We start from the raw sequence: 14,063 nt of genomic DNA on the forward strand, positions 1-14,063 counted from the left end.
CAGAATGTATTGGTTTTCATGGTTTTGACACCGTACACTGGGTTCGACCGCTTGAGGAAGCACGCAATCCACTCATCCATCAAGGAGTTTTGCTGTGAGCATTCCCGACGCATCGGTGTGGCGCGCTCGCGCGCAGGAGATCCGGCCCGAAGGCCGCGCGTTCATCGACGGACGGTACGTGCCCGCGCTGTCGGGCAAGACCTTTGCGACGGTCAATCCCGCGACGGGCCGCGTAATCGCCGGGATCGCGGAATGCGACAAGGAAGACGTGGACGTGGCGGTGGCCAGTGCGAGGAAGGCGTTCGAATCCGGCGTGTGGTCGCGCCGCGCGCCCGCCGAGCGCAAGGCCGTCATGCTGAAGTTCGCGCAGTTGATGATGGAGCATCGCGAGGAACTGGCGCTGCTCGAATCGCTCGATGTCGGCAAGCCGATCGCCAACGCGTACAACGGCGACATCGTCAGCTCGGCGACCTGCATCCAGTGGTACGGCGAGGCTGTCGACAAGCTCTACGGCGAGACCGCGCCCGCCGCGCCCGACATGACCACGATGATCGTGCGCGAGCCGCTCGGCGTAGTCGCGGCCGTGGTGCCGTGGAACTATCCGCTGTCCATGGCGAGCTGGAAGCTCGGCCCGGCGCTCGCATCGGGCAACTCCGTCGTGCTCAAGCCTGCCGAACAATCCCCGCTGACCGCGATCCGCATCGCCGCGCTCGCGATGGAAGCGGGCCTGCCGCCGGGCGTGCTCAACGTGTTGCCCGGCTACGGTGAAACAGCGGGGCGCGCGCTCGGCCTGCACATGGACGTCGACGCGGTCGGCTTCACCGGCTCCACGGCGGTCGGCAAGCTCTTCATGCAGTACTCGGGCCAGTCCAACATCAAGCGCGTCGGGCTCGAATGCGGCGGCAAGAGTCCGCATATCGTGCTCGACGACTGCCCCGATCTCGACGCCGCCGCGCGCGCCGTCGCTGCGGGCATCTTCGCCAACAGCGGGCAGGTGTGCAATGCGGGCTCGCGGCTCATCGTGCACGCCGCCGTGCGCGACGAACTGCTCGACAAGATCGCGGCCATCGCGCGCGAGCTCGTGCCCGGCGATCCGCTCGATCCCGCCACGAAAATGGGCGCCATCGTGAGCCAGACGCAGCACGAAACAGTCATGTCATACATCGACGCGGGACGCGCCGACGGCGCGCGCATCATCGCGGGTGGACGCGCCGCGCGGCCGGAGTCGGGCGGCTATTTCATCGAGCCGACCGTGTTCGACCGCGTGAGCAACGACATGCGCATCGCGCGCGAGGAAATCTTCGGGCCGGTGCTGTCGGCCATCACGGTCGAGTCGCCGGAAGAAGCGGTGCGGATCGCCAACGACACCATCTACGGACTCGCCGCCGCCGTGTGGACCTCGAACGTCGCGCGGGCGCAGCAGGTCTCGCGGCAACTGAAGGCCGGCGTGGTGTGGGTCAACTGCTTCGACCGCGGCACCATGTCCTCGCCGTTCGGCGGGTTCAAGCAATCCGGCTTCGGCCGCGACAAGTCGATGCACGCGTTCGACAAATACATGGACTGGAAGGCGATCTGGATCGCCGGATGACGCATCGCTCCTCACCACTCGCGCTCATGGAGACCATCGTGAAAACGCCTGACGTCGAAATCGAAACAGCCGCCGATACTTCGTCGCGTTCGCGGCGCGAGTTCTTCAAGCAGGCGGGCGCGCTTGCCGGTGCGGCGTTGCTGGGCGCGCCCGCCATCGTGCGCGCCCAGTCGAAGAGCATCAGCGTGACATGCTGGGGCGGCGCGTATGAAGCCGCGATTCGTGGCGCGTTTGCCGAGCCGTTCACGAAGGAGACCGGCATCGCAGTGAATCTCGTCAACAGCGCGGACCTCGCGCGCATGAAGGTCCAGGTCGAATCGAAGAACGTCTCGTGGGACGTGTTCGACAGCATTGGACCGCAGATCGTCGCGGGCTCGCGCCAGGGCATGTGGGAGAAGCTCGATCCGGCCATCGTCAGGACCGAGGGGCTGATCACGAAGACCGGGCCGGATTTCGTCGGCACATATTCGTATGCGGGCGGCATCGGCTTCGATCCGAAGCGCAGCAGCAAGCCGCCGATGACCTACGCCGAATTCTGGGACGTGAAGGCTTTTCCGGGACGACGCGGCCTGCGTCCACGTGTGAGCGAGAATCTGGAGATGGCCCTGCTCGCGGACGGCGTCGCGCCCGACAAGCTCTATCCGCTCGATGTCGAACGCGCGTTCAAGGCGATGGACCGCATCAAGCCGGCGGTGCGCAAGTGGATCGAGACGACCCCCGAAACGGTCACGCTCATCGCGAGCAACGAACTCGATTTCACCTATACGTACCTGAGCCGCGTGCTGCCGGCGCAGCGCGCGGGCACGTCGATCCAGATGTCGATGAAGCAGACGCTCAACAGCCTCGAATATCTCGCGGTGCCGAAGTACGGCAAGAACACGCAGGCCGCGATGCAGTACGTGGCGTTCTGTTTGCGTCCGGATCGTCAGGCCGCGTTCTGCGAGATGGTCGAATTCGCGCCGAACGCGGCGCAGGCGATGCCGCTGGTCTCCGCCGCCGCGAAGGCGCGCATGCCGGACATGCACGACAAGAACAGCATCATCATCAACGATGCATGGTGGGGCGATCACTACGACACGCTGCAGAACCGCTTCACGACCTGGATGCTGACGTAAGGCGATACGGGGCGCGCGATGAACTACACGTTGAACCTGAAGGCCGTCGTCGCGATGTTGCTGCCGCTCTACGGGCTGCTGGCGGTGTTCTTCCTCTGGCCGCTGTGCGTGGTGGGCTGGTCGAGCATCTGGGACCACGCCTTCACGCTGCGCGGCTACGAGCAGGTGCTGACGAACGCGCTCGTTCATCGCGTGCTCGGCAACACGCTCATGATCAGCGTGCTCGCCACACTGACGAGCCTCGTGCTCGGATATGTCGTCGCGCTGCATCTCGCGCGCATGCCCGCATCGAAACGCGCGCCGTATCTCGTGATGGTGATGCTGCCGTTCTGGACCAGCATCCTCGTGAAGAGCTATGCGTTCACGGTGGTGCTCGGCAGCGCCGGCATCGTCGCGAAACTGGCGGGCTGGCTGTCGGGCGACGCGTGGCATCCCGAGCTGATGTTCAATCGCACGGGCGTCGTCATCGGCATGACCAATTACCTGCTGCCCTTCATGGTGCTGCCCATTCTCACGAGCCTTGCATCGCAGAACCGCAATCTGAAGTTTGCCGCCGAGATGATGGGCGCGGGACCGTGGATGATCTTCGCGCGCATCACCTTGCCGCTGTCGATGCCGGGCGTGATCGCGGGCGTGCTGATGTGCCTCACCCTCTCGATGGGCATGTACATCACGCCGGCGTTGCTGGGCGGCCCGCGCGACATGATGCTCGCCAACCTGATCGACTTCTACACGCGGCAGACGCTCGACTGGACGCTGGCCGCATCCATCGCGATGATGCTGCTCGTGCTGTCGGCCGTGCTCATCGCGATGCTCGGACGCGTGCAGCGCGGCAGCGAGGCGCTCGTATGATGGATACCGCGACCCGCGTGAGCAGCGATTACGTGAAACCCGAGCCGAAGCGTCGCGACTCGCGCGCCCTCATGCGCGTGCTGGGCACGATCGGCGGATGGTGCGGCTATCTGTTTCTGCTGCTGCCGAGCCTCGTGATCGTGCCGATCTCGTTCGGCGGCGGCAGCGAGCTGACCTTTCCGCCGAAGACGTTTTCGCTCACGTTGTTCAGGCAGTTCCTGTCCGATCCGGCATGGTGGGGCGCGTGCGTGACGAGTGTGATGGTCGCGCTGCTCGCTTCGGCCATATCGATCGCGGTGGGCGTGCCGGGCGCATATGCGCTTGCACGCGGCCGCTTTCCCGGCAAGCGCGTGCTCGAGACGTTCGCAATCACGCCGATGCTCGTGCCCGTCGTCGTGCTCGGGCTCGGCGTCTACAAGCAGTTCTCGATGCTCGCGCTGGTCAACACCGTGTGGGGCATCGCGCTCGCCCATGCCGTGCTGGTCGTGCCGTTCGTCGTGATCGCGGTGGGTTCGGGGCTGCGTCACGCCGATGTATCGCTGGAAGCCGTCGCGCTCGTGATGGGCGCGAGCCGCACACGCATTTTCCTTCAGGTGGTGCTGCCGCAGATTCGCGCATCCGTGGCGGTGAGCGTGCTGTTCGCGTTCCTGCTTTCGTTCGATGAAGTCGTGGTCGCGTACTTCATCTCGGGGCCGCAGACCACGACACTGCCCGTCAAGATGTACAGCGCGCTTCGCTGGGAAGTGTCGCCGGTGCTTGCCGCCGTCTCGACGCTGCTCACGCTGATCTCGCTCGTGGTGTGTCTCGGCATCATGACCTTGCAACGGCGCGATGCGTCCGCCGATCAATGAACGAATCGACACCAACATGGCGAACAGGTACGACGCGGTGATCATCGGTGCGGGACATAACGGTCTCGTGTGCGGCGCGTATCTCGCGCGCAAGGGCTTCAAGGTCTGCCTGCTGGAGCGGCGCGAGATCGCGGGCGGCGCGGCGGTGAGCGAGCCCGTGTGGCCGGGGTATCGCGTATCGACCGCGTCGTACACGATGGCGCTCCTGCAGCCGCGCATCATCCAGGAGCTGGAGCTGGCGAAATACGGCTACGAGATCGTCGTGCCGTCGCCGATGCTGCATCTCTACGGCGACGGACGCAGCCTCGTCTTGCGCGCCGAAGGCGAACGCCTCTTCGCCGATATCGCGCGCTTCAGCGAAGCGGACGCCGAAGCCTACGGCAAATATCGCGCCCACATGACGAAACTCGGCAAGGTCGTGTCCGAGATGCTGTGGGAAATCCCGCCCGATCCCGCCGACAACGCGCTTTCCGCGCGCAGCAGGCTCCTTGGTTTCGCCTGGCGCTTCCGCGACATGGGCGAGCAGTTCTACGAGCTCTACGACGTGCTCACATTGAGCGCGCGCGATTTTCTGGGGCGCTGGTTCGAGTCCGACGAAATGATCACGGCGATGGGGTTCTATGCATCGTGCGGCGGTGCGGCGACGAGCATCTGCTCGCCGGGCTCGGCTTACGTGCTGTTGCGCGGCTTCATTCGCGACCATACGACGGGCGCGGGACCGGCGGGCTTCGTGCGCGGCGGCATGGGCGCGATCTCGGAGGCGATCGCGGCATCGGGCAAGGCGCACGGCATGGAAGTGCGCTGCGATGCGCCGGTCGCGGAAGTGCTGATCGACGGCGAGCGCGCCACGGGCGTGCGGCTCGCGTCGGGCGAGCGGATCGAAGCGGGATGCGTGATATCGAACGTCGCCACGAAGGTGCTGTTTCAGCAGCTTGTGAACGCGAAGCACGTGGCGCCGGAATTTCTGTCCCGCGTGGCGCGGATCCGCGATCGCTCGACGGCGTTCAAGGTTCATCTCGCGCTCAATCGCTTGCCCACGTTCAAGGACTTCGACGCGCAGGCGGCGGGCTTCGCCTATCCGGCGCAGGTGCGCATCGCGCCTTCGGTCGAGTATCTGGAACGCGCATGGGATGCCGCGAAGTATGGCGGGATCGCGCCGCATCCGGCGCTCGTGGTGATGACGCCGAGCGTGGTCGATCCGGGCGTCGCGCCGGAGGGCAAGCATCTGATCAGCATTTTCGGCCAGCACGCGCCGTATGCGCTGCGCGAAGGGACGTGGAACACGCAGCGCGAGCGCCTTTGCCAGATCGTGCTCGATACCCTCGCGGTCCACGCGCCCGACATACGCGAATGCATCGACGACGCGCAGGTGCTGTCGCCTGCCGATCTCGAACGCATCTTCGCGCTGCCGGGCGGCCACGTGCATCACGGCGAACTCAGCGCCGACCAGATCTTTTTCAGGCGCCCCGTGCAGGGCGCCGCCGACTATCGCACGCCCATCAAGGGCCTCTATCAGTGCGGCGCGTCGGTTCATCCGGGCGGCGGCGTGACGGGCGTGCCCGGGCACAACGCGGCGCAGGTCGTCATGCGCGCGGAACGGCGTTGAACGCGAACGAGGGTGGGACCATACGATGAACATGATCGAACTGAAGCAGGTCTCGCGGTGCTACGGCACGGTGCAAGCGCTCGCTCCGCTCGACTTCAGCGTGAAGCAGGGCGAATTCGTCACGCTGCTCGGGCCGAGCGGCTCGGGCAAGACCACGCTGCTCAACCTGATCGCGGGCATGGTGAGCCCGTCGTCGGGCAGGATCTTCGTGCGGGGCGTCGATATCACCGATGCGCCGCCGAGCGCGCGCGGCCTAGGCATGGTGTTTCAGAACTACGCGCTGATGCCGCACATGACCGTGTTCGACAACATCGCGTTTCCGCTGCGCGTGCGCAAGATGCCGATGGACGAGATTCGCCGCAAGGTGAAGGAAGTGCTCGATCTGGTGCGCTTGCCCGACATCGCATCGCGCAAGCCGAAGGAGTTGTCCGGCGGTCAGCAGCAGCGCGTGTCGCTGGCGCGCTGCATCGTCTATAACCCGGCGCTGATCCTGCTCGACGAACCGCTCGGCGCGCTCGACAAGAAGCTGCGCGAGCAGATGCAGTTCGAGATTCGCCGCCTGCATGCGGAACTTGGCATCACGATGCTCAACGTGACGCACGATCAGGACGAGGCGCTGTCGATGTCCGATCGCATCGTGCTGATGAACCAGGGCCGCGTCGAGCAAATCGCGACGCCCGACGAGCTCTATCGCTCGCCGCGCACGGCGTTCGCGGCGAGCTTCATCGGCACCGCCAATCTGATTTCGGGCACGGTGCAGGGCAGCGCCGGCCAGCACGCGATCGTGTCGACGCCGCTCGGCATGCTGCGCGCCGCGATGACTTCGCAGGCTGTCTCGCGTGGCGCGGCGGTCAAATTGCTGGTGCGGCCGGAAAGCGTGCGCATGGTGCCCGCGCCCGCATCATCGGATCTCGCGCTCGACAACGCCATCGCCGACGGCAGACGCCATGCCGGCACGCTGGAGGATTCGATCACGCTCGGCAGCGTGGTGCGTCATCACGTGCGGCTGCCCGGCGACATGCAGATCGTCGTGCAGCAGCAGGGCAGCCGCGGACCCGCGGCGCATGCGCGCGGCGCGTCCGTTCTGCTCGACTGGGCACCGGAGGATTGCCAGATGATCCTGCAGGACTGAAGCCCGCATCGACACGCGCGCCTCGCCGACCGGGGCCCGACACGTTTCTGGAGAACAGCATGAGAACACAGTCGCCGACCGTGGCGGAAGAGCTCGCCCATCGAAAACGTCAGGAGCTGCTCGCGTTGCCCGAATCGCTCGGCGCTTTCGTGCGCGAACAGGCCGCGCTATATGGCGACAAGACCGCGGCGGTGTGGTTCGAGCGCGGCATCGGCATGACCTATGCGCAGATCGACCGCGCGGCGTCGCAACTTGCCGATTCGCTCGTGAAGCGCGGCGTTCGCAAGGGCTGTCACGTCGCGCTGATGCTGAAGAACACGCCCGAGTTTCCGATCACGTGGATCGCGCTTGGACGCATCGGCGCGGTGATGGTGCCGGTCAACACGGCCTATACGCACGACGAGATGACCTTCGTGCTGACCGACGCCGACGCGCAGTACCTCGTGATCGACGCTGAGTTCGTGCCGCGCCTGGCCGACGCGCCCGCGCTGCCCGGTCTGCTCGCGTGGGAGCGCGTGATCGTGAGCGGCGCGAGCGATCATCCGCTGCAATGGCAGGCGCTCGTCGATGCGGGCGACGCCGGCTTCAAGGCCGCCAGCGCGGTATCGCGCGACGACCTGCTGAACCTGCAATACACTTCGGGCACCACGGGCTTTCCGAAAGGCTGCATGCTGAGCCACGACTACTGGATGATTCATTGCCACGGCGCGGCGCGCCATCGGCGCGGACCGGAGGCGGGCATCGAGAACGTGCTGATCTGGGCGCCGTTCTTCTACATGGACCCGATGTGGCAATTCCTCATGACGATGAAGCTCGGCGGCACCGCGTATATCGCGGAGCGCATGAGTCTGTCGCGATTCATGTCCTGGCTCATCGACTATCGCATTCACTATTGCATTTTTCCGGAGCCCGCGCTGAGCCAGTTTCCGCCGGGTGAACGCGACACCGAGGTGTGCTTGAAGTACATCAGCATCTACGGCTGGACACGCGCCGCGCGCGAGGAAGTTCAAGCACGCTTCAACGTGATCGCGCGCGAGGGCTTCGGCATGACCGAAGTGGGCACGGGCGCGCTCGTGCCCGCATGGGCGCACGACAAGGCGCTCGAACGCACCTGCGGCCTCCCCGCGCCGTTTCGCGAGCTGCAGATCCGCCGCGACGACGGCAGCATCGCGGATACCGATGAAATCGGCGAGTTGTGGATTCGCGGACGCGGCATTCTGTGGGGCTACTACAAGCGGCCCGAAGCAAACGCCGAGAGCTTCGACGGCGAATGGTTTCGCACCGGCGACCTGTTCCGGCGCGACGCCGACGGCTTCTATTTCATCGTCGGACGCATCAAGGAGATGATCAAGCGCGCGGGCGAGAACGTGTCGGCGACCGAAGTGGAGACCGTGCTGCGAAGCATGGACGCCATCGACGAGGCCGCTGTCGTGCCCGTACCCGATCCGCTGCGCCGCGAGGAAGTGAAGGCGTATCTGAAGCTGCGCGAGGGCCTCACGCAGGCGGATGTGCCGCCTGCCGACGTCTTCGCGTATTGCGCGAAGCACCTCGCGCCGTTCAAGGTGCCGCGCTTTCTGCAATACGTCGAAGGCGATTTCCCGCGCACGCCTTCGCGCAAGATCGCGAAGAAGCGCCTGATCGCCGAGACGGCCGATCCGTTCGCCGATACCTACGACCGTCAGGAGTCTCGCTGGCGCTGATGCTCGCGCGCACGCATTCCGGAGCTGCCCATGTTCGTGGACTTTTCGAGCCGACCGCCTTCGTTGCAGTTCGACGGTCCCGCCAGCCATCTGGCGAACTACCGCCGCGTGTACGAAGGCACCGAGCGCCAGGTTGCCGACCCAAGCGGCGTTGATCCGCTTACCGCCTATCTCGCGACCTATGAGCGTTTGAATGCGCGTCATGTCGTGCTGAAGGCGCGCGATCTGACGAGCACCTTCGGCGTGAAGATTTCGAACGAGGATGTCGCCGCGTTCTGCCGCGCACACGGCGAGCGCTATATCGGCTTCGCGGGCGTCGATCCGCACAAGGGCGACGCCGCGGTCGCCGAATTCGAAGCCGCCGTGCGCGAGCTCGGTCTGCGCGGGTTGAACGTGCAGGGTTTCGAGCACAAGCTGAACATCGACGATCCCCTGTTGTTTCCGCTTTACGAGAAGTGCGTGGAGCTGGATGTGCCCGTCAACATCCATTGCGGCACCAACTTCTCGACGCATACCTCGATGATGTATGGCCATCCCGCAGCGCTGGATCGCGTGATGATGGCGCTGCCCGATCTGCGCGTGTGCGCCTCGCCGCCCGGCTGGCCGTGGGTGCAGGAACTGCTCGCGGTGGCATGGCGTCATCCGAACATATGGATCGGCACGCTCGCCGTGCGCCCGAAGCTGCTCGCGACCGCGCACTCCGGCTACGAGCCGTTGCTGCAATACGGCCGCACGGTGCTGAAAAAACGCATGATCTTCGGCTCGGCGTTTCCGATGATGCCGGTCGAAAAAGCACTCCGCGAATTCGACGCGCTCGACCTGCCGGATGCGGTCAGGGAAGACTGGCGCTGCAACAATGCGCTTGCTTTTCTTGGCATGTGAAGCCGGGGCCTTCTGCCCGCCCGCGCGCGCAATGCGCCGCAGGGCGCGCCGGACGGCGTGCACCTCGACGGAGCCTTCGCCATCGTCAGCCCGACATCGATTCTGACCGGCGAGCCCGGCCTACGTCCCGTCCCCGAGCAGCTCCCGCAGCGCATTGAGCGCGGCCGAGAAGTGGCCCTTGCGCCAGACGAGCAGCGTATCCACCTGTCCCAGCTCGCCGATCGAATGCAGATCCACTTCACCCTCGAGCCGCGCCAGTTCCAGCACCGACCGCGGCGCCACCGCGACCCCCGCGCCCGCCGCCACGCACGCGACGATTGCGTGGTACGAACCCAGCTCCAGCACGCGCGCCGGCCGGATACCCTGCAGCTCGTACCAGCGCATCGCGTACGAGCGGTACGCGCAGCCGCGCTCGAACGCCACCAGCGTGAGCCCCGCTGCATCGCGCGCGGTTGCCGCCGGATGCTGCCCGCGCGGCGTGAGCACCACCAGTTCCTCGTTGAACACCGGGACCGACTCGAACTGCTCGGCGGGGAGCACATCGGGCTCGATCGGCCGCGCGATCAACGCCGCGTCCAATTCGAACGTACGCACGTCATCGATGAGCGCGCGTGTCACGCCCGTCGCCAGTTCGAGCGTCACCTGCGGCCAGCGCTGGTGGTAAGTCGCCAGCACGCGCGGCAGGCGGCTCGCGGCGGTGCTCTCCATCGTCCCGAGCCGCAGGCGACCCTGCGGACGATTCTCGCTGAGCGCGTGGCGTGCTTCATCAGCGAGAGCGAGCAGGCGTTCCGCATACGGCAGCAAGGTCTCGCCCGCCGGCGTCAGCACGAGGCGGCGGCCGTCGCGGATGAAGAGTTCCACGCCGAGCGTCTCCTCGAGCTGGCGGATGCGCGTCGTCACATTGGACTGCACGCGGTTGAGCTTGGCCGCCGCCCGCGTCACGCCGTTCTCGCGGACGACAGCCCGGAAGATGGTCAATGCCGACAAGTCCATGATCTCTAAAAAAGATTCAACGCATCTTCATTATTCATTTTTCAAGATGCTTCGGTCAAGCTAGGATCGCTTTATTGCTGCTTCGAACGTCGAATCATGGCTACGCCCGCTCACGCTTCCTCACTGCCTGCCCATCACGCGCGAAATGCCGCGCTCGCGTGCGCCGTTGTGCTTGCGGTGGCGCTTGGCGTCGGGCGATTCGCGTTCACGCCGCTGCTGCCGCTGATGCTGAAAAGCGGCGCGCTGGATATCCGTCACGGCGGCTGGCTCGCGTCGGCCAATTACGCCGGATATCTGATCGGCGCGCTGTCATGCGCGGCGATCCGCCTCGATCACGCGCGCATGGTGCGTCTCGCGCTGGCGTCGACCATCGTGCTGACGCTCGCCATGGGACTCGTCGACATGTTCTGGCTGTGGGCCGCGATACGGTTCGCGGCGGGCGTCGTCAGCGCGTGGGCGTTCGTGTTCGCGTCGCAGTGGGGTTTGAGACGGCTCGCCGAACTCGACGCACATGGTTTCGGCGGGGTGATCTACGCGGGACCCGGCGTTGGCATCGTGGCGACCGGCTTGCTGGGGGCGGCGGCCGCGGCGCTCGCCGTACCGGCGCCATGGGTGTGGATCGGATTCGCGGTCTGCTCCGGCGTGGCGGGAGCGATCGTATGGAAGACCTTCGCACATGAAACATCGGCTACGCGCGGCCGCGCTCGTGTGCCCGACAAGGTCGCGTTCGCATCGACACGTGCCGATGCGACAGGGCTTGTCGGCCTCTACAGCCTGGCGGGATTCGGCTACATCATCACGGCGACGTTCTTGCCGGTCATCGCACGACAGGCGTTGCCGGGATCGCCGTGGCCCGACCTGTTCTGGCCGGCGTTCGGGCTGGCACTGATTGCGGGCGCACTGATCGCCGCGCGGCTGCCGATGTCGTGGGACAACCGCCTGATGTTGGCCGCGTGCTACCTCATCCAGGCGTCGGGAATAGCGCTGGGCATCGTATTGCCGACCGCGCTCGGCTTCGGGCTCGGCAGCCTGCTGCTAGGCCTGCCGTTCACCGCCATCACCCTGTTTGCCATGCGGGAGGCGCGCCGGTTGCGCGGCGACGCCGCCGCCGGCCTGATGGGCTACGCAACGGGAGCATACGGATTGGGACAGATCGTCGGGCCGCTGGTCGCGGCGCCGATTGCCGAGCACACAGGGTCATTCTCCATCGCGCTATGGATCGCGGCGGCGGCACTGGGACTGGGTGCGGCGGGACTGGCCTGCCTTGGCATGCGCAGCGCGGCCAACTCCTAAGTCAGTTCGGCGCAGCTATCGTTCACACGTCTCGCCAGCGTTCACGCGCCGCTTGGTCCATGGCGGCGGCGCTTCAAGAATCGCCTCCGGTTGGCGCTCATCCCACCCAGCGTGGCATCGGCTACTGCTTCATATCATCCGAGGATTCACGCGGCGTAACGCGCGGCCGGTGTGCTGGTCGACAGCTCCGGCGCCATCGCCTGGCGTGCGGCTTCATAGGCGTCCCACTTCGCGCCGTCGTGCAGCGACGGAATCGTCACGAGCTCGTCGCGGTCGAAGCCGACGAGCGCCGCATCGACCATGTCGCCCGCAGACATCACGATCGACTTGTCGAGGTTTTCGAGCGGCAGGCCGCCGGTTTCCCAGAAGTCGGTGGCCGTGGCGCCGGGCAGCACGGCCTGAATGCGCACGCCCTTGCCCGATAGTTCGCGATGCAACGACTGGCTGAACGCAAGCACGAACGCCTTGGTGCCGCCATACACGCCATTGAGAATCTCCGGCGCGATACTCACGATAGACGCGATATTGATCACCGCGCCCCTGCCGCGCGCGACGAAGCCCGGCACGGCCGCATAGGCGAGCCGCGTGAGCGCGGTCACGTTGAGTTCGATCATGCGCGTCATCGCGTCGACGTCGCTGTCCAGCAAGGGCGTGTGCGTGCCGATTCCCGCGTTGTTCACGAGCAGCGTGATGCTCGCGTCTTCCCGGAGCTTCGCCTCGACGGCGGCGAGCGCCGCGCGGTCGTTCAGGTCGGCGTCGAGAATTTCGACGCTGCGGCGCGTCTCGTTGGTGATGCGCTCGGCGAGCGTCGCCAGGCGATCGCGACTGCGCGCGACGAGAATGAGGTCGTAGCCGCGTCGCGCGAGCCGCTCCGCATAGACCGCGCCGATGCCGGAAGATGCGCCCGTGACGAGCGCCGTGCCAAGGTGTTCCTGCGTCATGATTTCACTCCGTTCGGAAACAGATGGTTGATTGCGTGAGTGAATTCTGGTCCGGTTTGACCGTGGCTCAAATGACGTATATGGTAGTCTTTCATGACACGAGGAAGTTTACGGACATCGGCGGCGGAGGAACGGCATGCACCGCATCGGATATTTGTTGAGCGACGGCTTTCAGATCATGGCGCTCGCGTCGCAATCGGTGTTCGAGTTCGCGAACGACGCCGCGGGCGAAGCGTTCTACGGCATCGAAAACTATTCGATGGCGGGTGGCGAGGTGCGCTCGTCGCTCGGCATGAAGCTCGATACGCGGGCCGTCAGCGCGCGCACCGCGATGGACACGTGGATTGCCGCGGGCGTCAACGCGCCGCTCACCGCGCGGCCGCCGGCCGCGCTGCTTGCATTTCTGCGTCGCGCGAGCACGCGCTCGCGGCGCATCGCGGGAATCTGCACGGGCGGTTTCGTGCTGGCCGAGGCGGGCCTGCTCGCGAACCGGCGCGCGACCATGCATTGGGCGTACGCGCGTGACTTGCAACGGCTCTTCCCGGATGTGCGCGTCGAGGAAGACCGCATCTATATCGTCGATGGTCCGGTCTGGACGTCGGCGGGCATGACGGCCGGTCTCGATCTCGCGCTCGCCATGGTCGAGAAGGATCTCGGCGCGGACGTGGCGCGCTCCGTGGCCCACAAGCTCGTGATGCATCAGCGGCGCGCGGGCGGCCAGTCGCAGCATTCGGAGATGCTCGATCTCGCGCCGAAATCGGATCGCATCCAGAACGCGTTGAACTATGCGCGCAAGAATCTGAACCGGCCGCTGACGGTCGAGGAGCTCGCGGGCGAAGCGCATCTGAGCCCGCGGCAGTTCAGCCGCGTATTCACGCAGGAGACGGGGCAATCGCCGGCGAAGGCCATCGAGGGATTGCGGCTGGAGGCGGCGCGCCTCATGATCGAAAAAAGCCGCCACTCGCTGGAGACCATCGCGCGCGAGACGGGCTTCAGGGACCGCCGTCATATGCGCGAGGCATTCATGCGCGGCTTCGGCTTGCCGCCGCAGGAAGTGCGGCGCGAGGCGCGTGCGCAGGTCTGATGGCTGACAGGAATCTGGCGTCACGC

General features: G+C 65.9%; 12 protein-coding genes. 10 read left to right on the plus strand and 2 right to left on the minus strand.

Annotated features, from left to right (window positions below):
- Positions 1–94 precede the first annotated feature (94 nt).
- Genes AWB83_RS14740 through AWB83_RS14775 form a run of 8 tightly spaced genes read left to right on the plus strand, consistent with a single transcriptional unit; the run spans position 95 to position 9,726 of the window.
- Entirely contained in the window at positions 95–1,588 is a 1,494-nt protein-coding gene (locus tag AWB83_RS14740; protein ID WP_208636757.1) for an aldehyde dehydrogenase, read from the plus strand.
- Between the two features lie 38 nt (positions 1,589–1,626).
- The gene (locus tag AWB83_RS14745) at positions 1,627–2,703 is read left to right on the plus strand and encodes an ABC transporter substrate-binding protein (protein ID WP_244197738.1); all 1,077 of its coding nucleotides are present in this window, start codon (positions 1,627–1,629) and stop codon (positions 2,701–2,703) included.
- An 18-nt stretch (positions 2,704–2,721) separates the two neighbouring features.
- Positions 2,722–3,555 (plus strand): ABC transporter permease, encoded by an 834-nt coding sequence (locus tag AWB83_RS14750; RefSeq protein WP_087046301.1) that lies wholly within the window; start codon positions 2,722–2,724, stop codon positions 3,553–3,555.
- Positions 3,552–4,406: an ABC transporter permease gene (locus AWB83_RS14755; RefSeq protein ID WP_087046302.1), complete on the plus strand. Its 855-nt coding sequence runs from the start codon at positions 3,552–3,554 to the stop codon at positions 4,404–4,406. The genes AWB83_RS14750 and AWB83_RS14755 overlap by 4 nt, the downstream gene beginning before the upstream one ends.
- A 16-nt stretch (positions 4,407–4,422) precedes the next feature.
- A complete protein-coding gene (locus AWB83_RS14760; RefSeq protein WP_087046363.1) occupies positions 4,423–6,012 on the plus strand; it encodes a phytoene desaturase family protein in 1,590 nt (529 codons plus the stop codon).
- A 25-nt stretch (positions 6,013–6,037) separates the two neighbouring features.
- The gene (locus tag AWB83_RS14765) at positions 6,038–7,144 is read left to right on the plus strand and encodes an ABC transporter ATP-binding protein (protein WP_087046303.1); all 1,107 of its coding nucleotides are present in this window, start codon (positions 6,038–6,040) and stop codon (positions 7,142–7,144) included.
- A gap of 59 nt (positions 7,145–7,203) precedes the next feature.
- On the plus strand, positions 7,204–8,844 hold the full coding sequence (locus tag AWB83_RS14770; protein WP_087046304.1) for a class I adenylate-forming enzyme family protein: 1,641 nt from the start codon (positions 7,204–7,206) through the stop codon (positions 8,842–8,844).
- Between the two features lie 30 nt (positions 8,845–8,874).
- A complete protein-coding gene (locus AWB83_RS14775) occupies positions 8,875–9,726 on the plus strand; it encodes an amidohydrolase family protein (protein ID WP_087046305.1) in 852 nt (283 codons plus the stop codon).
- 120 nt (positions 9,727–9,846) lie between these two features.
- On the opposite strand, the gene AWB83_RS14780 is transcribed toward AWB83_RS14775, so the two are convergent.
- Complete coding sequence (locus AWB83_RS14780) at positions 9,847–10,719, minus strand: LysR family transcriptional regulator (RefSeq protein WP_087046306.1); 873 nt, start codon at positions 10,717–10,719, stop codon at positions 9,847–9,849.
- 96 nt (positions 10,720–10,815) lie between these two features.
- Here AWB83_RS14780 and AWB83_RS14785 point away from each other — a divergent pair, with 96 nt between their 5' ends.
- On the plus strand, positions 10,816–12,012 hold the full coding sequence (locus AWB83_RS14785) for a YbfB/YjiJ family MFS transporter (RefSeq protein ID WP_087046307.1): 1,197 nt from the start codon (positions 10,816–10,818) through the stop codon (positions 12,010–12,012).
- 146 nt (positions 12,013–12,158) lie between these two features.
- Here the strand turns inward: AWB83_RS14785 and AWB83_RS14790 are convergent, their stop codons facing one another.
- A complete protein-coding gene (locus AWB83_RS14790; RefSeq protein ID WP_087046308.1) occupies positions 12,159–12,953 on the minus strand; it encodes an SDR family NAD(P)-dependent oxidoreductase in 795 nt (264 codons plus the stop codon).
- Positions 12,954–13,089: 136 nt separating this feature from the next.
- Between AWB83_RS14790 and AWB83_RS14795 the strand changes: the two genes are divergently transcribed.
- The gene (locus tag AWB83_RS14795) at positions 13,090–14,037 is read left to right on the plus strand and encodes a GlxA family transcriptional regulator (protein ID WP_087046309.1); all 948 of its coding nucleotides are present in this window, start codon (positions 13,090–13,092) and stop codon (positions 14,035–14,037) included.
- The last annotated feature ends 26 nt before the right edge of the window (positions 14,038–14,063 follow it).

This window comes from Caballeronia ptereochthonis (genome assembly GCF_001545075.1).
Taxonomy (GTDB): domain Bacteria; phylum Pseudomonadota; class Gammaproteobacteria; order Burkholderiales; family Burkholderiaceae; genus Caballeronia; species Caballeronia ptereochthonis.

What these genes read in the sequence shown, in the direction of transcription:
- AWB83_RS14750 (WP_087046301.1), top strand. Translation starts at nt 2,722, where the DNA reads ATGAACTACACGTTGAACCTGAAGGCCGTCGTCGCGATGTTGCTGCCG.
- AWB83_RS14755 (WP_087046302.1), top strand. Translation starts at nt 3,552, where the DNA reads ATGATGGATACCGCGACCCGCGTGAGCAGCGATTACGTGAAACCCGAG.
- AWB83_RS14760 (WP_087046363.1), top strand. Translation starts at nt 4,423, where the DNA reads ATGGCGAACAGGTACGACGCGGTGATCATCGGTGCGGGACATAACGGT.
- AWB83_RS14765 (WP_087046303.1), top strand. Translation starts at nt 6,038, where the DNA reads ATGAACATGATCGAACTGAAGCAGGTCTCGCGGTGCTACGGCACGGTG.
- AWB83_RS14770 (WP_087046304.1), top strand. Translation starts at nt 7,204, where the DNA reads ATGAGAACACAGTCGCCGACCGTGGCGGAAGAGCTCGCCCATCGAAAA.
- AWB83_RS14775 (WP_087046305.1), top strand. Translation starts at nt 8,875, where the DNA reads ATGTTCGTGGACTTTTCGAGCCGACCGCCTTCGTTGCAGTTCGACGGT.
- AWB83_RS14780 (WP_087046306.1), bottom strand. Translation starts at nt 10,719, where the DNA reads ATGGACTTGTCGGCATTGACCATCTTCCGGGCTGTCGTCCGCGAGAAC.
- AWB83_RS14785 (WP_087046307.1), top strand. Translation starts at nt 10,816, where the DNA reads ATGGCTACGCCCGCTCACGCTTCCTCACTGCCTGCCCATCACGCGCGA.
- AWB83_RS14790 (WP_087046308.1), bottom strand. Translation starts at nt 12,953, where the DNA reads ATGACGCAGGAACACCTTGGCACGGCGCTCGTCACGGGCGCATCTTCC.
- AWB83_RS14795 (WP_087046309.1), top strand. Translation starts at nt 13,090, where the DNA reads ATGCACCGCATCGGATATTTGTTGAGCGACGGCTTTCAGATCATGGCG.